The sequence below is a fragment of the Nocardia sp. NPDC101769 genome (genome assembly GCF_044766925.1).
Lineage (GTDB): Bacteria > Actinomycetota > Actinomycetes > Mycobacteriales > Mycobacteriaceae > Nocardia.
The window spans coordinates 16,596-35,225 of record NZ_JBIWMX010000030.1 but is presented as its reverse complement, the minus strand read 5'-3'; the positions used below and the strand labels follow the sequence as shown (position 1 = coordinate 35,225).

General features: G+C 67.4%; 28 protein-coding genes and 1 pseudogene. 15 read left to right on the top strand and 14 right to left on the bottom strand.

What is annotated here, in order from left to right:
- Positions 1-10: 10 nt before the first annotated feature.
- The 8 genes from ACIRRA_RS34900 to ACIRRA_RS34865 all read left to right on the top strand — a co-directional run bounded on the left by ACIRRA_RS34900 (position 11) and on the right by ACIRRA_RS34865 (position 4,872).
- Positions 11-406: a cold-shock protein gene (locus ACIRRA_RS34900; protein WP_402777083.1), complete on the top strand. Its 396-nt coding sequence runs from the start codon at positions 11-13 to the stop codon at positions 404-406.
- Between the two features lie 51 nt (positions 407-457).
- A complete protein-coding gene (locus tag ACIRRA_RS34895; protein ID WP_402777081.1) occupies positions 458-1,558 on the top strand; it encodes an ATP-dependent DNA ligase in 1,101 nt (366 codons plus the stop codon).
- Positions 1,555-2,619 (top strand): DNA polymerase domain-containing protein, encoded by a 1,065-nt coding sequence (locus tag ACIRRA_RS34890; protein WP_402777079.1) that lies wholly within the window; start codon positions 1,555-1,557, stop codon positions 2,617-2,619. Before ACIRRA_RS34895 ends, ACIRRA_RS34890 begins: the two co-directional genes overlap by 4 nt.
- A gap of 249 nt (positions 2,620-2,868) precedes the next feature.
- Positions 2,869-3,210 (top strand): hypothetical protein, encoded by a 342-nt coding sequence (locus ACIRRA_RS34885; RefSeq protein ID WP_402777077.1) that lies wholly within the window; start codon positions 2,869-2,871, stop codon positions 3,208-3,210.
- 30 nt (positions 3,211-3,240) lie between these two features.
- A complete protein-coding gene (locus ACIRRA_RS34880; protein WP_402777075.1) occupies positions 3,241-3,855 on the top strand; it encodes a hypothetical protein in 615 nt (204 codons plus the stop codon).
- Positions 3,852-4,244, top strand: coding sequence for a hypothetical protein (locus ACIRRA_RS34875; protein ID WP_402777073.1), 393 nt, complete (start codon positions 3,852-3,854; stop codon positions 4,242-4,244). Before ACIRRA_RS34880 ends, ACIRRA_RS34875 begins: the two co-directional genes overlap by 4 nt.
- Entirely contained in the window at positions 4,241-4,579 is a 339-nt protein-coding gene (locus ACIRRA_RS34870) for a hypothetical protein (RefSeq protein WP_402777071.1), read from the top strand. The genes ACIRRA_RS34875 and ACIRRA_RS34870 overlap by 4 nt, the downstream gene beginning before the upstream one ends.
- A complete protein-coding gene (locus ACIRRA_RS34865) occupies positions 4,576-4,872 on the top strand; it encodes a YbaB/EbfC family nucleoid-associated protein (RefSeq protein ID WP_402777069.1) in 297 nt (98 codons plus the stop codon). The genes ACIRRA_RS34870 and ACIRRA_RS34865 overlap by 4 nt, the downstream gene beginning before the upstream one ends.
- Here ACIRRA_RS34865 and ACIRRA_RS34860 read toward each other — a convergent pair.
- From ACIRRA_RS34860 to ACIRRA_RS34840, 5 genes are all read right to left on the bottom strand, one after another.
- A complete protein-coding gene (locus ACIRRA_RS34860; RefSeq protein WP_402777067.1) occupies positions 4,869-5,162 on the bottom strand; it encodes a hypothetical protein in 294 nt (97 codons plus the stop codon). The two genes, ACIRRA_RS34865 and ACIRRA_RS34860, sit on opposite strands and share 4 nt — an antisense overlap.
- A gap of 72 nt (positions 5,163-5,234) precedes the next feature.
- Positions 5,235-5,624, bottom strand: a complete 390-nt coding sequence (locus ACIRRA_RS34855) for a recombinase family protein (RefSeq protein WP_402777065.1) — start codon at positions 5,622-5,624, stop codon at positions 5,235-5,237.
- Positions 5,533-5,913: a glycine cleavage system protein GcvH gene (gene gcvH / locus ACIRRA_RS34850; protein WP_402777063.1), complete on the bottom strand. Its 381-nt coding sequence runs from the start codon at positions 5,911-5,913 to the stop codon at positions 5,533-5,535. The genes ACIRRA_RS34855 and gcvH overlap by 92 nt, the downstream gene beginning before the upstream one ends.
- A gap of 267 nt (positions 5,914-6,180) precedes the next feature.
- A complete protein-coding gene (locus tag ACIRRA_RS34845) occupies positions 6,181-6,453 on the bottom strand; it encodes a DUF4399 domain-containing protein (RefSeq protein ID WP_402777061.1) in 273 nt (90 codons plus the stop codon).
- 279 nt (positions 6,454-6,732) lie between these two features.
- The gene (locus tag ACIRRA_RS34840) at positions 6,733-7,224 is read right to left on the bottom strand and encodes a hypothetical protein (RefSeq protein ID WP_402777059.1); all 492 of its coding nucleotides are present in this window, start codon (positions 7,222-7,224) and stop codon (positions 6,733-6,735) included.
- Positions 7,225-7,588: 364 nt separating this feature from the next.
- Here ACIRRA_RS34840 and ACIRRA_RS34835 point away from each other — a divergent pair, with 364 nt between their 5' ends.
- Entirely contained in the window at positions 7,589-8,491 is a 903-nt protein-coding gene (locus ACIRRA_RS34835; protein ID WP_402777057.1) for a hypothetical protein, read from the top strand.
- Positions 8,492-8,703: 212 nt separating this feature from the next.
- On the opposite strand, the gene dnaN is transcribed toward ACIRRA_RS34835, so the two are convergent.
- From dnaN to ACIRRA_RS34820, 3 genes are all read right to left on the bottom strand, one after another.
- Positions 8,704-9,837: a DNA polymerase III subunit beta gene (dnaN, locus tag ACIRRA_RS34830; protein WP_402777056.1), complete on the bottom strand. Its 1,134-nt coding sequence runs from the start codon at positions 9,835-9,837 to the stop codon at positions 8,704-8,706.
- Positions 9,834-10,190, bottom strand: a complete 357-nt coding sequence (locus tag ACIRRA_RS34825) for a hypothetical protein (RefSeq protein WP_402777054.1) — start codon at positions 10,188-10,190, stop codon at positions 9,834-9,836. The genes dnaN and ACIRRA_RS34825 overlap by 4 nt, the downstream gene beginning before the upstream one ends.
- Before the next feature lie 119 nt (positions 10,191-10,309).
- Complete coding sequence (locus tag ACIRRA_RS34820; RefSeq protein ID WP_402777052.1) at positions 10,310-10,939, bottom strand: maleylpyruvate isomerase family mycothiol-dependent enzyme; 630 nt, start codon at positions 10,937-10,939, stop codon at positions 10,310-10,312.
- Positions 10,940-11,107: 168 nt separating this feature from the next.
- Here ACIRRA_RS34820 and ACIRRA_RS34815 point away from each other — a divergent pair.
- Both ACIRRA_RS34815 and ACIRRA_RS34810 read left to right on the top strand, forming a co-directional pair.
- Positions 11,108-11,518: pseudogene (locus ACIRRA_RS34815) on the top strand (recombinase family protein); the annotation flags it as partial.
- Positions 11,519-11,609: 91 nt separating this feature from the next.
- Positions 11,610-11,777 carry a helix-turn-helix domain-containing protein gene (locus tag ACIRRA_RS34810; RefSeq protein ID WP_402777050.1) on the top strand — a complete coding sequence of 56 codons (168 nt, stop codon included), beginning with the start codon at positions 11,610-11,612 and terminating at the stop codon, positions 11,775-11,777.
- A gap of 117 nt (positions 11,778-11,894) precedes the next feature.
- Here the strand turns inward: ACIRRA_RS34810 and ACIRRA_RS34805 are convergent, their stop codons facing one another.
- The gene (locus ACIRRA_RS34805) at positions 11,895-12,308 is read right to left on the bottom strand and encodes a nuclear transport factor 2 family protein (RefSeq protein ID WP_402777048.1); all 414 of its coding nucleotides are present in this window, start codon (positions 12,306-12,308) and stop codon (positions 11,895-11,897) included.
- Positions 12,309-12,377: 69 nt separating this feature from the next.
- On the opposite strand from ACIRRA_RS34805, the gene ACIRRA_RS34800 reads away from it, so the two are divergent.
- Positions 12,378-12,578, top strand: coding sequence for a hypothetical protein (locus tag ACIRRA_RS34800; protein ID WP_402777046.1), 201 nt, complete (start codon positions 12,378-12,380; stop codon positions 12,576-12,578).
- A gap of 33 nt (positions 12,579-12,611) precedes the next feature.
- On the opposite strand, the gene ACIRRA_RS34795 is transcribed toward ACIRRA_RS34800, so the two are convergent.
- Positions 12,612-13,043 carry a hypothetical protein gene (locus ACIRRA_RS34795; protein WP_402777044.1) on the bottom strand — a complete coding sequence of 144 codons (432 nt, stop codon included), beginning with the start codon at positions 13,041-13,043 and terminating at the stop codon, positions 12,612-12,614.
- 116 nt (positions 13,044-13,159) lie between these two features.
- On the opposite strand from ACIRRA_RS34795, the gene ACIRRA_RS34790 reads away from it, so the two are divergent.
- Entirely contained in the window at positions 13,160-13,846 is a 687-nt protein-coding gene (locus tag ACIRRA_RS34790) for an IPT/TIG domain-containing protein (RefSeq protein WP_402777042.1), read from the top strand.
- Between the two features lie 356 nt (positions 13,847-14,202).
- On the opposite strand, the gene ACIRRA_RS34785 is transcribed toward ACIRRA_RS34790, so the two are convergent.
- Both ACIRRA_RS34785 and ACIRRA_RS34780 read right to left on the bottom strand, forming a co-directional pair.
- A complete protein-coding gene (locus ACIRRA_RS34785) occupies positions 14,203-14,388 on the bottom strand; it encodes a hypothetical protein (RefSeq protein WP_402777040.1) in 186 nt (61 codons plus the stop codon).
- A 129-nt stretch (positions 14,389-14,517) separates the two neighbouring features.
- Positions 14,518-14,943, bottom strand: coding sequence for a helix-turn-helix transcriptional regulator (locus ACIRRA_RS34780; protein WP_402777038.1), 426 nt, complete (start codon positions 14,941-14,943; stop codon positions 14,518-14,520).
- A gap of 94 nt (positions 14,944-15,037) precedes the next feature.
- On the opposite strand from ACIRRA_RS34780, the gene ACIRRA_RS34775 reads away from it, so the two are divergent.
- Both ACIRRA_RS34775 and ACIRRA_RS34770 read left to right on the top strand, forming a co-directional pair.
- Positions 15,038-16,273, top strand: coding sequence for an FAD-dependent oxidoreductase (locus tag ACIRRA_RS34775; protein WP_402777036.1), 1,236 nt, complete (start codon positions 15,038-15,040; stop codon positions 16,271-16,273).
- Positions 16,274-16,632: 359 nt separating this feature from the next.
- Positions 16,633-17,211, top strand: coding sequence for a YdeI family protein (locus tag ACIRRA_RS34770; RefSeq protein ID WP_402777034.1), 579 nt, complete (start codon positions 16,633-16,635; stop codon positions 17,209-17,211).
- A gap of 50 nt (positions 17,212-17,261) precedes the next feature.
- Here the strand turns inward: ACIRRA_RS34770 and ACIRRA_RS34765 are convergent, their stop codons facing one another.
- The gene (locus tag ACIRRA_RS34765) at positions 17,262-18,098 is read right to left on the bottom strand and encodes an LLM class F420-dependent oxidoreductase (protein ID WP_402777236.1); all 837 of its coding nucleotides are present in this window, start codon (positions 18,096-18,098) and stop codon (positions 17,262-17,264) included.
- Positions 18,099-18,114: 16 nt separating this feature from the next.
- Positions 18,115-18,531, bottom strand: coding sequence for a winged helix-turn-helix transcriptional regulator (locus ACIRRA_RS34760; protein ID WP_402777032.1), 417 nt, complete (start codon positions 18,529-18,531; stop codon positions 18,115-18,117).
- Positions 18,532-18,630: the final 99 nt, after the last annotated feature.

Sequence of the window (18,630 nt, the reverse complement as noted above, 5' to 3'; positions counted from 1 at the left end):
GGGTGTTTAGGTGTCCATCGGGAAATTGGTGTCGTTCGACAGTTCTCGGGGTTTCGGATTCATCCGTCCGGAAGACGGTGGTCCGGATGTGTTCGTGCACGTCAACGACATCGGGCTGGACGAGGACGAGTTGCGCCAGGGGCGGGTGTTCGAATTCGATGTGACCGAGGGTGATCGGGGTCCCAAGGCGATCAACCTGGCGGTGGTACCGGGGCAGTCGGCCCCGGCGCGGCACACCAAGGGCAAGGATCATCGCGGGTCCGGGCAGTTGAGTGCGGCCGAGCATCGCCGGCTGATCACCGAGTTGCTACTGGATGCCTCGCCGCAACTGACCGCGGCGGAGATCATCACCATCCGGGACCGGCTCACCGCCTTCGCCGATCAGCACGGGTGGATCGAAAACTGACCGGTTCGCATTACGATCGGTCTCGGGTCCCCCGCGAACCGAGGAGGTCGTGTGCAACTGCCCGTCATGCCACCGGTCAAACCGATGCTGGCCAAATCGGTCTCGGAGCTGCCCCGTGACGCCGGGTTGCTGTTCGAGCCGAAATGGGACGGCTTCCGCTGCATCGTGTTCCGCGACGGCGACGAGATCGAACTGGGTTCCCGCAACGACCGGCCCCTGACCCGGTACTTCCCCGAACTGGTGGAACTACTGGGTCGGGCGCTGCCGGACAAGTGCGTGGTGGACGGGGAGATCGTGGTCGTCACCGAGAACGGCCTGGATTTCGACACGCTGCAGAACCGGCTGCATCCGGCGGCGTCGCGGGTGAACAAGCTGGCGGTGGAGACACCGGCCAGCTTCGTCGGCTTCGACCTGCTGGCGCTGGGTGAACAGGATCTGACCGATCGCCCCTTCGCCGAGCGGCGGCGGATGCTGGAGACCGTGCTCGACGGACAGACTCCGGGCACGCATCTGACGCCGATGACCGAGGACCCGCAGCTGGCGGTGGACTGGTTCACCCGTTTCGAGGGCGCGGGGTTCGACGGGGTGATGGCCAAGGCGGCGGATCTGCCGTACCTGCAGGACAAGCGGGTGATGCTCAAGATCAAGCATGAGCGGACCGCCGACTGCGTGGTGGCCGGGTTCCGCTGGCACAAGGACGGGCAGGGGGTGGGGTCGCTGCTGCTGGGATTGTTCGACGACGAGGGGAACCTGCATCATGTCGGGGTGGCGTCGAGTTTCACCGCGGCGCGCCGCAAGGAGCTGGTGGGTGAGCTGGAACCGTTGCGCGAGAACGCGCTCGAGCAGCATCCGTGGCGGTCGTGGGCCGATGCGGCGGCGCAGGCCAAGGCGGACGGGAAGATGCCGGGCGGGGTGAGCCGCTGGACCGGCGGCAAGGATCTGTCGTGGGAGGCGCTGCGCCCGGAGCTGGTGGCCGAGGTGCGCTACGAGCACGTGATGGCGGGCCGGTTGCGGCACGGTGGCCGGCTGGTGCGGTTCCGCACCGACCGCACCCCCGAATCGTGCACCTACGCCCAGCTCGACGAGGTGGCTCCCGCCGAGCTGGGCGATATCTTCGCCGCGGCCAGGAACACGAAAGGGACTGCGCGGTGAGCGATTCGGTGGAGCTGGAGGTGGCCGGGCATGCGGTCGGCGTCTCCAATCCGGGGAAGGTGTACTTCTCCAAGCGTGGGGAAACCAAGCTGGATCTGGTGAATTACTATCTGGCCGTTGCCGATCCGATCATGCGGACCATCGGTGGGCGGCCGGTGCTGCTGGAACGCTATCCGGACGGGGCGTCCGGTAAGTCCTGGTTCCAGAAGCGGGTACCGAAGTCGGTGCCGGACTGGCTGCAGACCACGGTGGTGTCGACTCCGAACGGGACCACCAGCGACGCGCTGGTCGCTGTCGACATGGCGCACATCGTGTGGGCGGTGAATCTGGGCTGCTTGGGTTTCCACGTCTGGCCGACCCATGCCGGCGCCGAGGCCGCCTCCACGTTTCCACCGGTCATGGACGCGGCCGGCACCGTCCTGCCGCCGACCGGTGTCACCGATGAGTTGCGCATCGATCTGGACCCCTCCCCCGGCATCGGTTTCGACGATCTGCGTGCGGCCGCTTTCGCCACTCGCGAGCTGTGTACCGAGCTGGGTATCGATGTGCGCGTGAAGACGTCCGGCTCGCGCGGCCTGCACCTGTACGCGCTGCTGCAACCGAAGTGGGACGGCTATCAGGTCCGGGCCGCCGCGGTCGCGCTGGCCCGCGAGCTCGAACGCCGCCACCCCGACCGCATCACGGCCGCCTGGTGGAAGGAAGAGCGCGGTTCGCGGGTGTTCGTCGATTTCAACCAGAATGCTCCGCACAAAACAGTTTTCGGCGCCTGGTGTGTCCGCCCGAAGGTCGGCGCGCAGGTGTCCACCCCGATTTCGTGGGATGCGCTGGAGGCGATCGTCCCCGACGAGCTGACCATCGCGACGGTCCCGGCCCGGGTCGCCGAACTGGGTGACCCGTGGGCCGATCGTGCCCCCCAGTCCCTGGAACCGCTGCTGGAGATGTCGGAGAAGGACATGGCAGCGGGCCTGATGGACGCGCCCTGGCCGCCGGTCTACCCGAAGATGCCCAACGAGCCGCCGCGCGTGCAGCCGAGCAAGGCGCGCAAGGACGCCGCCGAATAGCGGTGTGCTGGTAGAGCTCTCACCGCACAGCCCCCGGCGAGTCGGACTCGCCGGGGGCTGTCCCGTTGTGCGATGTCTCTTGGTGGCGGACGACGGGTTGTGGAGTTACGGTCTTCGGCGACACGGCCGGCGACTCGCGCTATATCTGGAATGTCGTACTGTCCGAACAGTTTCCGACACAACAGTTTCCGACACATCACCGCCGGGCACATCACCGACAGGCACATCACCGACAGGCAGGGACATTCGATGGACAGCAGTATCGGGCGCGTGGCGTGGGACCGCCCGGCGGCCGCCGCGTATGTGAGTGCGGCAGGCGATGCCGCAGCCCTGCTGGGCGCGGCCAAGGATCACGCGCACACCGTCGCCGGTATCGACCTGTCCGGGCTGGGGACCCTCGGCAACGGGTTCGCGGCGGCCTGGGCGTCGGCCTGGACCACCCACGGCGGCCACCTGCGGACCGCGTCGGCGCTCACCGGCGCCTACGGCCAGGCCATCACCAGGTGGGGGAACACGCTCGGCGGGGTGGACACCGAGTCCGCGGCCAGGATCGCGGGCGCGGTCCCCGGCATCGACGAGATCCAGGCGTAGGCCCGTCCGAGGATCAGGGGGACAACCGATATGCAGACCGGCATTCGGGGCGCAGACCTCACCGTGGTGGAGGAACCCGCTCTGGTCACGGCCTTGGTCGCGCCGCTGGTGAAGCTGCGCGCGGCCCTGGGGGACGGGACCCGCCCCGACGGGACGGCCCTGGCGGCGCTGGCGGCGGTGGCGGGCACCGTGCGCGCTGCCGAGGACGCCCACCGCGGCGGGATCACGCAGCTGGCGTCCACCGAGACCGCCTCGGCGGCGGTGCCCGTCCTGAAGCGCACGGGCGATGAGGTCTGCGCCCTCGCCGATGTAGCGGAAACCCTTGCGCCGCTGTTGACCTCGGCCTACGCCACCCGCGACAAGGCCGCCGCCGACCTGGACGCCCTCATCTCCGATTTCCGGACCCAGGCCGCGCCGCTGGTGAAAGCCGCACGCTCGCAGGCGGATCTGGACTCGGTGGTGAGCCTGGCCGCGGACTACGTGCGCGACGGGGTGAGCGTGGCCAGGGTCGCCGACGGCCACATGGACACCCTCACCACCCAGATCACCACCCTCGATCGGTCCGGGGTCACCGTACCCATCGGCCTGCGGATCGACAACGACATCAGCACACGGCGTGACGGACAGGCGGGCACGATCTCATGAATTTGTTCGGCGACCTGCCCGGTTTCGCGGGCGGACCGATCGTCCCCCTGCCCGATACCGCGGATTCGGTGCCCACATCCGGCCCCGGCCTCGACGCGGCGCCGCCCGAGACCGAGGAATTCGAGGTCACCGGCGATATCCGCGATCACAGCTGGGACGACCTGCCGACCGCGCGGCCCGGCCACCGGACCACCCTGTGGGGCGATCCCGAGCAGGCCGAGGCCCTGCAGGGCCCGCTCGCGGCCACCGATCCCGTGCTCGGGGCCGACACCACCTCCGAGGCCGGCACCGCGCGCATCGACGAGCACACCACCTACCACGAGATCGAAAAGCATTCCGCCGCCGAGTATTCGGTGACTCTCACGATCCAGATCAAGGCCCACCCATGACCGACCCTGACGTTCCGGTGTTCACCACCACCAGCAGCAACCGCACCATTGTCGTGACCGCCACCGACGCCGGCCAGATCATCGAACTCCGTTTCGAGGCCGGCGAATACGCCCACGGCGCTGCCGCCCTGGCCGCCGAGATCGTGCGCCTGGCCCGACGCTGCACCCTGCTGGCCCGCGCCCGCCGCCGCGAAGCCCTGGCCGACGTAGGCCTGGCCGAGGTACTCCTGAACCGCCTCGGCCTGCCCGATCCCGAGACCGTCGCCGCCGAACTCGCCCGCCTGGACGCCCCCACCGCCGACACCGCCCCGCGCAGCTGGGTCCGTGCGCTATGAGCGCCGACATGCAGGCCCTCATCGCCCAGGTCGGCGACCAACTCGAAGCCCTCACCCTCGCCGTCGACGGCCTGACCCGCGTGACCGGCCACGCCACCGGCCTGGACGGCACCATCACCGCCCGAGTAGCCGGCGACGGCACCCTGACCGCCCTGACACTGGCCGAGTCCATCGCCGCCCACCCACCCGACCAAGCCGCCGCCGCCATCCTGGCCACCATCACCGCGGCCACCACCGCCGCCGCCCGCCAGCGCGCCGAACTCCTGGCCCACCTCAGCGACACCCTCACCTAGCCGTCCTGGCTGCCGTCCCCGAACAGGGCGAGCTGACGTGACGAAACGACCGATCCCCCGATCTTGCGCAGACACCGGGCGCAGCTGACCTCCGCCCGGGTCGGTTCCAGTGCGGTCGGGGACCACCCGGCAACACCGGTGTGGCACAACAGTTCCGGAGCTTGCTCGCCTTCGACCCAATGGCCGAGGCTGACCGCGTGCACGGTCCGCCCGGACCGTACGACGGCGTGCACACCCGGGTCGCCGAATACCGCGCGGGCGGCGGAGGCCAGAGGAGCGATGTCGGTCATACGCCCACACGATAGAGCCGGTCACCGACAGACAGGCGCCCGGCCAAGACTCGAACGAGCGACATCCCGGAGTCAGGTGACCGGCGAGTACTGCTGCAGCAGTGGCGGTTTCATGGCCATCATCCCATCCCTGCCACGTTCCTGGAGGGTGTTGGACAGCTCGATCAGGTGCTCGAGGGAACGGCCGAGGCGGTCGAGCTCGGTCACCACCAGTTGGTCCTTGGGTCGGTTGGCCACCAGCAGCGCCTTGGCCAATGCAGGGCGGGAGGCGAGTTCGCCGGAGGCCTTGTCCATGAATATCGGCTCGCAGCCAGCTGCGGTGAGCGCGTCGTGCTGGGCTACGGGGTGTCGGTCGCGGTCGGGCCTGGTGTCAGTCCACGAGTTTCGCGTACGCGGCTGCGTCGAGCAGGTTGTCGGTCGAGGCCCCGGCGGCCAGCTTGATCCGGAACAACCACGCCCCATAGGGATCGCCGTTGACGTCTTCCGGGGCGTCCGTAACGTCGGTGTCGATCTCGACAACCTCACCTGTGACCGGCGAGTAGATGTCTGAGGCTGCCTTGACCGATTCCACCACGCCGATGGCATCGCCTGCTTTGACCTGCGTGCCGACCCGAGGCAATTCGAGGAACACAATGTCACCGAGCGTCTGCTGGGCATAGTCGGTGAGTCCGACGGTCACGCGGCCATCGGACCCGGTCTGGACCCACTCGTGTTCGTCGGTGTACTTGAGGTCGGCCGGTACTGAGGACATCGCTAACTCCATCGGTAGTAGTTACTAGTCCCTGCGGGGGCTGACCCCGGTAGAGGAAAGGGTAGCGACGGACGAAGGACACTGTGCGGCAAACGGATCGCTTCGGGAGCGCCGGAACACGGTGTGGTGGCAGGGATCTCGCCGTGAGGACGGCGCCCGTGGGCCCGGGTTCTGCCGGTAGGAGCCGGCCAGATGGTTGGAAGTGCTCGAACGCCCGGACCCTCGGTAGCCAGCGCGTGTGGAGTCGCAGATTGCGCCGGGCAGTGGCTATCGCGCGTCGACGATGATCGTCGTGCTCAGCTCGGGTCCATACGAGCGGTGGGCACCGTCTGCGAACTGCAATGTGAGGGTGTGCTGGCCTGGGGGGATCTTGATTTCCGTCTCGGTTTGCGCCCTGCCGTAGCACAGCGAGCGTTCGCCGGCGGGGACGACGTCTCCCTTGGGTACGGGTCTTCCATCGATGAGCAAGGAGTGATGACCCGTATTCGGGGTCATGTCCCCGGCAGGCCGGACCTGCATGCCCTCGACACCGAACTTCACACACGGACGGGGTTAACGACTGTCGCACCGTCGGCCGGCTCGACGAGGTACACACGCGTTTCCATCGCACTCTCCTACTGTTGGGGTCGCTGGATGTCTGACTCGAGAGATCAGCCGCGCTGTAACGATGAACCATACGCTGCGGGAGCATGCTTCGAAGCACGATCGGCGCAGCGGCCCACTGTGCTCAAACCGGCCTACCGTGACTTTTCGGCCGGGTCGACCTGATGGGCCTAGATGCGCCCGATTTTCGGCCGAACTACGTGACATCGCCGCTGGTCAAGCCATTGTCGTTGTTTTGGCGCGAAAACTTCCGGGACCCCGACCGTCGCACCCGCACAGCCGACAACCCCACCACCGCCCTGCTTCCCGTTCCAGACGTCCTGCTGATCGCACGACGCTGAGACCTCCAGCGCCACTGGAGGTCTCAGCTCCTGAACGGAGTTGTTCGCACCGCGTTGGGTAGTCACGCAGGGTCGGTGGTGGGGGGGTGATGTCGAGGCTTCGGTCGTACCAGGGGGAGACCTCCTCGAGGATCTCCAGCACGACGACGTTGTCGGCGGGGGTGAGCAGAGCGTCCAGTACGGGTTCGTCGGTCTGCCAGACCTCGGTGTCGACCACGGCGCCGGCGGGGCCGCGCATCACCATCTCCAGGACCTCGCCCGCGGGGGCTGTTCGACGGCTACCGGCGCCGCCGGTGCTCGGGTCGGCCAGCAGACGGACACGGGCACGGATGAACCAGTCGCGTTCGGCGGTGACGTCGGCGGCCATCAGCGGGAGGTCGTAGACGTTGTCCCTGTTGTCTTCGTGGATCCGGGTGTCGAGTCGTTTCGCGTGCTGTCGTCACGGAATAACGGGCGTATCGTCCGGTTAAGGGTGACGGTATGCCCATGACCTGCCGGTGGTGCGGTGCCTGGCTGCCGAACGGGCGGGCCGGGGTGCGTCGCTTCATCCTGCCGTGACGTGCCGGAAGCTGGCATCTCGCAGCGCACCCGCCCCGAACAGCTCTTACGCTGCATTCTCCGTCGACAGACCCCCGAAACTATGTCGACCCCAGGATGTCGCTGCTACAAGATGTAAGGCGGCCCGCCTCTGAATTCCGGAGCGAATTCCGGGCCCTATGAAGGAGCAGGAAGTGGCCCCCGACGATGGGACCTTGGAACGGCGCATGGCCGACGGGCTGGACGCGATCACCGAGATGTTCGCAGTCGACGCGATGGAGATAGGCAAGCCATACAAGGACAGCTGCCTGGCTCGCAGGGACGACAACGGCCAGCGTCGGCTGGCATGCGATTGGCGGCAGTATCCAGCCGACAAACTGCACGACGAGGCACAGAGCCAGCTCGTGCAGGCCAACGATCACCTGCGGATGCTCGCGTGGGCAATGCTCGAGCCGCAAATCATCTACAGCCTGTTCACGCTTGCTCACGGCGCGATGGTCGCCAGCCGCGCCCAGGCGTCCCACCTCATCGACCCCAAGAGCAGTGTTTCCGATCGACTCCGCCGACTGCTGAACCACTTCTACGCGGCGAATATCGTACTGCGGACGATGCTCGTCGGGGTTCCCGCCGACCCGGACCCTGCCAAGCTGGCACAGCTCGGGCAGGAGCTCGGCGAACTGGTGCGCTGGGCTGCGCAGCAACGCAAGTTGCGCATCAAGTATCCGAAGGACGACACGTCCAAGACCCCGGTGTACTTCGGGGAGCCGATCCCCTGGGAGCCGATCCCCTACAGACTGTTCTCGACCGGTGTGTACGCCCAGCCACACACACCCACGATCCTGTTGACAGGACCGTCGGTGTCGGTCGTGAGGGATGACGCCAGGGCAGCGGGGGGCGTCGATGGTGACGCTGGCCGCCATCGCGTCGACGGCAGCCGCCGGGTACCTCGCCGCGTGCGAGCGAACGATGGCGTATTTCGTGGTCTTGGTAGTAATCGCGCGGAAAACAACGAAGTTCGCCTGACCTGGGCTGTTGGTAATGCGGCTGCTAGCAGCCGCATTACCAACAGCCCAGGAACATGCGAGCCAGCGCTCTGACCAGCTGCGGCCCGTCCTGCACCGACTTTGACGCGGCTTCGCGACCTGCGGTTTCTCGGCTCGTTTGCGGCTGGTGACGCGAATCTTAAAGGCGGGTCAGCCGTGGGTTCAGCCGGACTGACGGAATTTCACCGGCAACTCACGTGGGTTCGCGTCCTCGGGGCCGGATTCGCGGTGAGTTCGACGGCGATCCACGCGGTCTCGTGAGCGGCCTAACCGGGGAGGCGGACTGGCATGAGGACGTAGGTGAGACTGCGGCGGGTTTGTTCTTCGGGATCGTGATTGGCCGCGCGGAGGTTAGCCGCTCTGGTTGGTCCGTTCAGTGCGATCTCGACGGATTCGGCGTGCGTGGCGGTCAGTCCTTCGATCAGGTAGCGGGGGTTGAACGCGACTGTCAGTGGCTCGCCATCGAACTCGCAGGTGATGGTCTCCTCCGCGTTGCCTTCGTTGTCGCCCCCGGCGGATAGGCGGGCCGTGGCTGCGGTGAAGGTCAGCTGAACTTGCGTGCCGCGCGACGACAACAGCGACACTCGCTTGATCGCTTCGACCAACACAGCACTGTTGAGCTGGGCGGTCGCCGTCCGGTTGTCCTTCAGATAGCCCTGGTAGGGGGCGTAGGGCATGTCGAGCGTCCGCAGTGTGTGGTGCTGGCTGCCGGTTGTGAGGCCCAGGATGGTTTGGCTTGGGCTGGCAGCGATTTCGATCCGCGGTCCCGACAACGCTTTGCTGGTCTCAGCGAGGGCGCGGGCCGGCACCAGCATGCTGGCGAGTTGTCCGTCATCGAACGAGTTGACTGGCTGCCAGTCGAGTTCGCGGATCGCGATGCGGAACCGGTCGGTGCTCACCAACCGCAAGAAACCGGCATGAAATTCGAGGTTGACCCCGGTCAGCATCGGCAGCGTATCGTCTCGCCCGGCGGCAACGGCAACCTGAGCCACCGCTTCGCAAAAGTCTGTGTGGTCGACAGCGCCCGCAATGGGAGGTGTCGACGGAAGTTCCGGGTAGTCGTCGACAGCCATGAGCGGCAATGCGAATCGCGATTGACCACAGACGATTTCGAGACGGTCTCCGTTGTCGGACAAGTCGACCGGGCGAGCGGGCAGGGCCTTCGCGATTTCGGTGAGCAGCCGTCCGGAGACCAACACCTCGCCTGGCTCGTGCACCTCGGCGCCGGCGATCAGCGTGTGCGAGGAGATCTCGTTGTCGAACCCGGCGACCGACACCGAATCCGGTTCCGCTCGCAGTCGAATGCCCGCCAGAACCGGGACCGGCGGACGGCGGGGAACCGCTGGTCCGACGACTGAAACCGCATCGGCAAGGCAGTCGCGTTCGACACGTAGTTTCATCGGGTTTCCTCCTCGTCCAGGGTTCGGTATTCAAGGCGGCGGTGCAATGCGCTGGCCCGAGCGTGAGCGGCTTGCTTGGATCGGTGGCCGAACGCTTCGGCGATCCAGCTCCAGCTGTTGCCGTGCTCACTGGCAGCCCGCATCAGCTCCAGTTCCAGGCGATCGAGCTCGGTCCGCGCGGCCATCAGCAACACGACCGAGGCGTAGATGACGCGGTGCGGCAACTCGACCTCGTCATCGGCGGCCAGCCGGTCCAGCACTGCGCGCACGACCGCCGCAGGGTTGTCCTGGGGCGCATCGCTCGACGCTGGTGAGGTCGCGTGCAGCCACTCGTCATCGGCGACTTTCCGCACCCATGCGAGACTCCTGCGGCGGAACTGATTCCGGCACTCCAGAGCTACGCAATGTCGGACTGAGCCCGAATTCGCGAGGTGCCGGTGTCGCCTCGGCAGTGACACCGGCACCTCGCGAACTACCCGGCCTCGGTGAATCGCTCGGCCGCGTCGCCGCGCAGCCTCCCCGCGGGCAGCGTCCGGCCGCACAACACCAGCAGCAGATCCTGCGCCGAGCCCGCGAGCACCGATCCGCAGCCGTAACTGAAGTCGAGATCGTCGGCCCGCAACTCGATCCCGTCCAGATCGACGCCGAAGAAATTGACGCTCCTCGGCGAGAGCGCGCCGAGCACCAGACGCATCCGATCGGCCGGAACCACCCGGTCCAGCCCCAATGCCACGGTGATGTCCATACCGTGAATGACGTCATGACTCAGCGCACCCGCGAACCCGCCCCCCGGCGGCTTCCACGGATGATTCACGTTGTCCCGCACCGCGGCCACCAATTCCTCGGCCGTCAGCACCGCTGCGTCCGCTCGCGCTCTGGTATCCGCCATCTTGTTGAAATTCCCACGCGCCTTGAGCATTTCGAGTGCGAACCGCGGCGTAGAAAGCCGAAACGGCATGGTCATATGCGCGACGACCTCCCGCACCCGCCACCCCGCGCACAATGTCGGCGCATCCCACTGCTCGGCATCCAACCCGGCGAGCAGATCCGCCAATTCACCCCGCTCCGCCTCGATCGCCTTGCGCACCTCGGTATCCGTCATGAGCCTCCTCCAACCATCCGATCTACACCCACCCCATGACCTGAGACGAATCTCCACCCCGAAACTCATCGGTACCGATGAGCTGTGGACACTCACAAACTGTTGTCAACGGTACGAAGGAAACCTGGTTCTAGCAGAGATAACAGCACCTGACGACGCTGCCGCCACATGAAGAACGTCTCGTCGGCCAGCGGTGCCGGCCCGGCGGGGAATCCGCTCAGCCACTGCGAGACTCAAGGGCGTGGCGGGTGGCATCACGATGAAGCCCTGCCGACCATAGAACGCGGCCAATCCTCTGTCTTCGATGAGGAATTGGCCGTACAGGATCCCCACCCCGCCCCGGTAGGCGGCCGAGGTCGCGGCCCTGACGAGGAACTACACAAGTGCCTCGGCTATCTGCGGCCCGGTGACACCCTGGTGGTGCCCGCGCTGGATCGGCTCGGCCGCTCCCTGCAGGACCTGATCACGATCGTCGCCGGACTCCGCCAACGCGGCATCGGATTCCGGTCCCTGCACGCAGCGCTCGACACCACCACCCCCGGCGGGCGCCTGGTCTTCCACGTGTTCGCCGCACTGGCCGAGTTCATCCGCGAGCTGATCGTGGACGTCACCAACGGGGGCCTGGCCGCCGCCGCGCGCCCGCGGGCAACGGCTGGGCCGGCCGCCGGCCATGAACGCCGAGCAGATCCGCCAGGCCCGCGCGATGCTCACCCGCCCGGACGAATCGGTGGCCTCGATCGCCCGCATGCTCGAGGTCTCTCGGTCCACGATCTACAAGTACGTGCCCGAGATCGGCACGGGCCGAGGCCAACTCGATGCCGGGGAGGGGTTCCGGTAGGTCACGCTACTGACATTGTGGTGACGAGACCCCCTGACATCGGATGACGAATTCGCAGGTCAGCTCGCCGTCGGCGCTCGGACGGCGGATGCCTGCGGCGACCCGTTCCACGAATGGTCATGGGGTGCACGCCGCTGCGATGGAGACACTGTTCTCGTACAAGTGGTGCCGGGTGATGCGCCCGCCCTCGACGGTCAGTCGCAATGCGAAGGGCCCCTCGAACAGCTTGCCGGTGGCGCGCACCGTGCCGGAGAAGTGTCCGAAGAGAACAGCGTCCGTGCCGTCGACGATGAAGGTGTCGATACTGACATCCTCCGGGACGGTCTGCGCCAGCAGTTCCTCGAACTGTGCCGCACATTCCGCGGCAGTCCGGCGCGGCTTGATCCACGGAACAGCGGGGTTCTCCGCGAGCAGCCAGTCGACCTCGTCGGCGAACAAGGCGGTGAGGTTCTCGGTGTCGGCGTTGGCACGGGCGACGAGAAAGGCGTTGACGGTGGTTCGGGTGGCCTCTGCTGTGGCGGTGCCGGTCATGTGTCCTCCTACGGGCTTCGCCGGATTGCTTGCCCGCACGACCTTCACACGACGCCGGTCGCTTCGTCGATGACCTCGGAGGTCAAGGGCGGCTGCGAGATCCACGACATCGTGTACCCCAACCGATCTGAGCCCGCACCGGGACATCACCGACCTGCCCCGACATTGGGCTGGCACCGCGCTCGGCTCAGTCGCGCCTACGTCGAATCCCTCGAGAACCAGATCCGCACCGCCACAACCACACCGGGCAACGACCAGACCAGCTTGTGACGCGTGGGCAAATCCAGCAGGCTGCGGGGCGGCTCACATACACAGTCCGTCGGACAGCGCCGGGGAGATCGGAATCTCGTAGCCGTACACCAATGAAGGGTCGTCATCGGCCGTTTTCGGTACGCCCGGCCCGGTTTCGTCGACGCGCAAGCAGAAGTGCTGATCGTCGGTAGCGAGCGTGAACTCGTGGGTGGTGCCATGGCTGTGGGCGTCGATGATCGATACCTTCACCGGGTAGTCGTAGAGGCCGACCGCGGCGGCGTCGATTTCGATCAAGCGTTGTAGGTCGGCCTGGACGTCCTTCACGGGCGGATTCGGATTCAGCGGCATGGTCAGCTCCGCAGACGCGAACACGCTCTTGCCCATCTTCTGCGTGATCTTCTGCGCGGCGGCGCGGGCGTCGCTGTGGCCGGCGCCGCCCTCCGACGCGTGCGTGTTGACCGCGACTCCGGTGAGGATCAGCACGGCCGCTGCGACCTCCCGGCTCTGGCTTCTTGACCACCCCCGGGAAGAACCGGACGAAAACGGACCGGGGATTCATTGCCGAACTGCCACCGCTGGACGGTTACTGGATATAGCGGATGTCACAACAAGATCGGCATCCGTTGTGGTACAACCATTTTCACCTTCCCTCAGGAGGGATACCGATGTCTCCCGTTCTCACTTCGCTCACGCCCAATTCCGGCCCTCGGGCGGGTTTCAACTCTGTGGTGATCACCGGCTCCGGGTTCAGCGGTGTCGGTTCCTTGACCGTGCGGTTCGGTGCGACGGCAACCACATTCACCATCGACTCCGATACCCAGATCACCGCGATCGCCCCGGCTGGGACGGGCGCGGTGGACGTCACCGTCACCGCAAATCTGGACGGCACGAGCAACCCGCTGCCCTACACCTTTGGCAGCGTTCTCTTTGTCACCGATGGCCTCAACCCGGGCACGGTGTATTCGGTGCCGGCATCCGGCGGCGTGCCAACCGTCCTGGCGACCGGCCTGAACAAGCCTCGGGGCCTGGTTGTCTCCGGTAACACCGTCCTCATCGCCGATTCCGGGAACAACAGGGTGGTGTCGATGCCCACCACCGGCGGCCCGGTAACCCCCTTGGTGACCGGTCTGTCGAGCCCTGACACTGTCGTCGTTTCCGGGAACACCCTCTACATCGCCGAAGAGGGGATCAACAGTGTGGTGTCGGTGCCGATCGGCGGTGGTAGCCCCACCGTGGTCGCCACCTTCCCCACCAGCGCCGTCGGTGTTGCGATTCAAGCTCAGTGAGGGGGTTGAGGGATACCCGTGCGATAAGGCGGTTGAGGGCCGGTTGCCCGAAATCCGGCGTTAGCGACGAAACGCTCCGTCTATCAGTCGCTTTGGTGAGGCATTGGTCCCAATCTTCGAAATCCGGCGCCGCCGTCGAGAAGGTGCTGTCCTCGCCCCGCTCGATCCGCGATGTCTTGATGCGGGTCCGCGACAATGCTCGACGTCGGGCAACTGCGCGGCGGCGTGGCCGAGCCGGTACACAACGGCCTCGCTTACCTGGCCCACAGGACCGGCCGCCGCTGACCTTCGGTCTCCCGTGTGGTGTCTCGGTGGCAAGCCGGCACATGCGGTCCACTGCCGCCGCGCGACCGAGCTCACCGCGCGACCGAGCTCACCGCGCGATCGATGCGCCGCGCGACCTCCACCGCCACCACGAGAGCGAGCAGCAGCACCAGCAGCAACACCGCCATCTCGGTCGCGGCGTCCCCTGCGGCCGGGCCAACGGACCGGTGACTGCGCGGCCTGCCCACGCCGGGGTTGGTCAGCAGCGGTTTCGCCACATCCCCGAACACATTCGGGTGCGACGCCCGCGACGGGCCGCCAGCGCTGGGTAGCCCGTTCGACCTGCGCCGACCGGGTCAGTTCCTTCGCCGCCGCCGCGAACGCGCCGGGCTGCTCGCCTTGCTGACTCAGAACTCTCGCATCCGGTCATTTATGAGAACGACCGACGTTCTCTCCGGCGTGGGCAATAGTGGCCCAATGGATGCCTGCAGTGCAGGGGGCATGACCTGGTGCAGAGTGGCTAGTGCCCGCGCCGCGTCGTCTCCGAGGCCGAACATCGTGCTGGGCGCGGTCTGCAGGGCCACCGCGACCGCGAGGGCCTGGTCGTGGTCGAACAGCAGTGGCGGCAGAGTGTGCCCGGCGCCGAGCCGGTAGCCGCCGTCGGGGCCGTGGATCGTGGTGATCGGGTAGTCGAGCCGGCGCAGTGTTTCTATGTCGCGGCGGACGGTGCGTTCGCTGGCTCCGAGCCGGGTGGCGAGCTCGCGCAGCGGCCACTGCCGTCCTGATCCGAGCAGGGACAACAGTCGCAACGCCCGGTGGGAGGTGTTCGCCATCGTCCCATCATGACCGGTAGTGGCCACTCGGTGGCCACTACCGGTGTCAGGGTGGGTTCTGTTCAACAGGCAATGGCGGAAAGGACGGTCGGGTATGCGTGTGGTTGTGGTCGGTGGCGGGATCGGTGGGCTTGCACTGGGTGCGGGGCTGCGTCGCCGGGGGTTCGAGGTTGCGGTATTCGACCGCGATATCGATGTGGCGGCGACGGGTGGTTACCACATCACCCTGGACGAGCGGGCGCAGTCGGCGCTGAAAGATCTGGTGGATCCGAGGATCATGCAGCGGTTGTTGGCATCGGGTTCGGCGCTGCGGCTGCGGGAGCGTGACGCGTTCTGGGACCGGCGTGGCCGGCTGCTCGGCCATGGGCCGGATCTGAGCGGCAGCGGCAGTGTCGACGTCGATCGGATCACCTTGCGGATGCTGCTGGCCGAATCAGTGGGTGATGACCTGCACCTGGGATGCGCCGTGTCCGGTGTCGGCCATGACGACCACGGCGCTCCCCAGGTGCTGTTCACTGACCAGGCGCCGGTCTCGGCGGATCTGGTGGTGGGCGCGGACGGCGCTCATTCGGTAGTAGCCCGCCACCTGGCGGGCGGCCCGACCAACAGCCCCGCGGGCATCATCGGGTTCTCCGGCCGCACCCTCCTGCGAGACCTCAGCCCCGGCGAGCAGCAGCGGCTCAGGCCACGATCGGGGACGGCGATAGGCCCGCGCGGGGCAGCGCTCTATGTCGGCTTCCTCGACCCGGTCGGCAACGCCGCGCTCGACGCTCCCGAGCTGCGGATGTCGGTCACCACCGGACCCACCTATATCTGGGGCGCCATGTTCGCCGAATCCGCCGGCACCGATTCCCTGCGTGACCTCCGTGGCGGCGAGCTGCAGACCGCACTGCTGGACCGGTTTCGCAAACGAGGCTGGGCCGAGCACACGCTCGAGGTCATCGCCCGGGCCGACCCGCACAGCGTGGCCGGGTTCCGTTTCAACGCCGCCTCCACCCGCGCGGACGATCTCGCGCCCTGGCCTGCGGGTCGGATCACCGCGCTCGGCGACGCTGTCCACGCCACACCACCCACCGCCGGAATGGGAGCGGGCGCGGCCATCCGCGACGCCGCCAGCCTGCTCGAGCACGTGAGCGGCGCCGCCGGTACCGCCACCCTCACCGACGCCGTGCGCGATTTCGAGGCCGGCATGCGCCAGCGCGGCAGCGAGGTCCTCACCTTGGCCATGAAGACTGTGCGGTGGATCCTGGCCACCGACACCACACTCGGCGCCGCGGCCACCGCCGTGAGCACCCCGATTCTGGCCGCAGCCGCCCGGCTACGTCACTGACGAGCCGCGCGAACGCCCGTGTCGCGTGGGCTCGAATACGTTGGCTGGTGGCCAGGTCAGAACAGGGTGTCGCGTCCCCGCAGAGGCCGATAGCCGGTCGGTCCCAGCTGGGCGAGTTCGGCGTCGATGTCGACCTCGATCGCGCCGAAGAAGTTGATGTTCTCGCTGGCGGCCGGCGAAGACGCGGGCGAAAGTCGTGATGGCGGAGTCGAATCGGGGATCGGCGGTGCCGTGCACCCCGGCGGGCAGTCCGGCAGCGGTGGCGGAGCTGGAGGTCGTCATCGATCCACGGTAGCGGCGCGGCGACCACCCCGACAAGATGTGTCTGGGACAATTTTCCGGCGTGGTGGAGAGTTCGGATGTCGGTACCGTCTGCCACAGTGACGGTCATGGATCCGGTGACCTTCCCCGACGCCACCGCCTTCGACGCCTGGCTCGAAGCCAATCACGCACGCCCGGAAGGGGTTTGGATCCGCATGGCCAAGAAGGGCTCGGGTATCGCCACGCTCACCGAGGACGAGGCGGTCGATGTCGGGCTGTGCTGGGGCTGGATCTCCGGGCAGCGCAAGGCCTTCGACGCCGACTACTACCTGCAGAAGTATGTGCCGCGTCGCCCGCGCAGCCACTGGTCGCAGGTCAACGTCGACAAGGTCGCGCAACTCACCGCCGCCGGGCGCATGCGCGCGCCCGGACTCGCCGAGGTCGAGACGGCCCGCGCGGACGGGCGGTGGGCCGCGGCCTATCCGTCGCAGGCCAACTTCGCGGTGCCGCCGGATCTGGCTGCCGCGCTGGCCGATCGGCCCCGCGCCCGCACAGCCTTCGACGCCTTGGATCGGACACGCCAGTACGCGATCGTGCTGGAGTTGCTGCGATCGAGAACCGCGAAAACCCGCGCCTCCCGCCTCGGCAAGGCGCTCGACGGCCTCGAATCACACTGAAACCGGCCGATTCCGGGACCATATCGACCCGGAATCGGTTCGTTCCGGAGTCAGTTCAGTCGTTCGGCCAGCAGCGGCGCGAGGGTGCGCAGCACCTCCAGGTAATCCCCGCCGACGACCTGCGGCGCGACATGGTTCGCGCCGGCCTGCACGTGTTCGGCCAGCCGGTCGGCGATCTGGGCGGCGCTGCCGTGCGCGACAACCGCGTCCACGAACCGGTCACTGCCGGGCTGGATCAGGTCGGTCTCGTCGAAACCGAAGCGGCGCAGGTTGTTCACGTAGTTGACCAGGCCCAGATAGAACCCGGCCTTCTCGCGGCCGCTGACCCGGGCCCGCGCGGCGTCCTCGTCGAGGACCACCTTGTGCTCGGCGACCAGCAGCTTGTCGGGGCCGAGGATGCCGCGCAGCTCGGCGGTGTGCTCGGGCACGGTCAGATACGGCAGGGCGCCGGCACTGCGGTCACGCGCGAGTTTCGCCACCCGCGGGCCCAGCGCGGCCAGGGCGCGGCCCTGCTGTGGGACGCCGCGCGCGTCGAGGACGTCGAGGTAGTTCACCAGGGCGTCATAGGGTTTGGTGTAGGTGCCGGTGTGCTCGGGGTGGCCGACGCCGATGCCGAGCAGGAACCGGCCGGGGAACTTCTCCTCGAGCCGCAGGTAGGTGTCCGCGGCCGCTTCGGCGGTGGAGCCCCACACGTTGACGATGCTGGTGGCCACGACGATCGATTCGGACCCGGCGAGCAGTTCCTCGTAACCGTCCCAGTCGGCGGGCGGCGATCCGCCGAGCCAGACCGCGCCGTAGCCGAGGTCTTCGAGTTCACGCACCGCTTCGGGGGTGAACTGCGTGTAGAACTGCCATGCACCGAACTTGCCAAGGTGGTCGAATGCCATATCAGCGGCCAACACGTCATGGTCGTGGCGCATTCCCGGCGGCGCTGTCGAATTCGGCGCGCGCGGCGAGCACCTCGTCCATGTGGCCCTCGGCCCACTGTTGCAGCCGGGTCAGGATCACCAGCAGGCTCTGCCCGAGCGGGGTCAGCGAATAGTCGACGCGCACCGGCACTTGCGCGGTCATCCGCCGCGCCACCAGGCCGTCGCGTTCGAGGGTGCGCAGGGTCTGGGTGAGCATCTTGTTGCTGACCGCGGCCACGGTCGCGCCGATCTCGCCGTAGCGGCGCGGGCCCGGGCCGAGCGCGGCCAGGATCAGGCAGGTCCACTTGTCGCCGATGGTGTCGAGCATCTGATTGGTGGGGCAGGCGGCGAGGAAGGCGTTGTACTCGACTTTCGCCTGTTCCCGGCGTTGCGCGGCGGTGGTGGTCGGCATCGTCACTCCCCTGGTGCGGGCCCGGCCCCGAGCCCCGATCGACAACTGATTGTGCAGCTACAGCCGATGCGGTGGCGCGCGCATTCCCGCCCGCGGCGA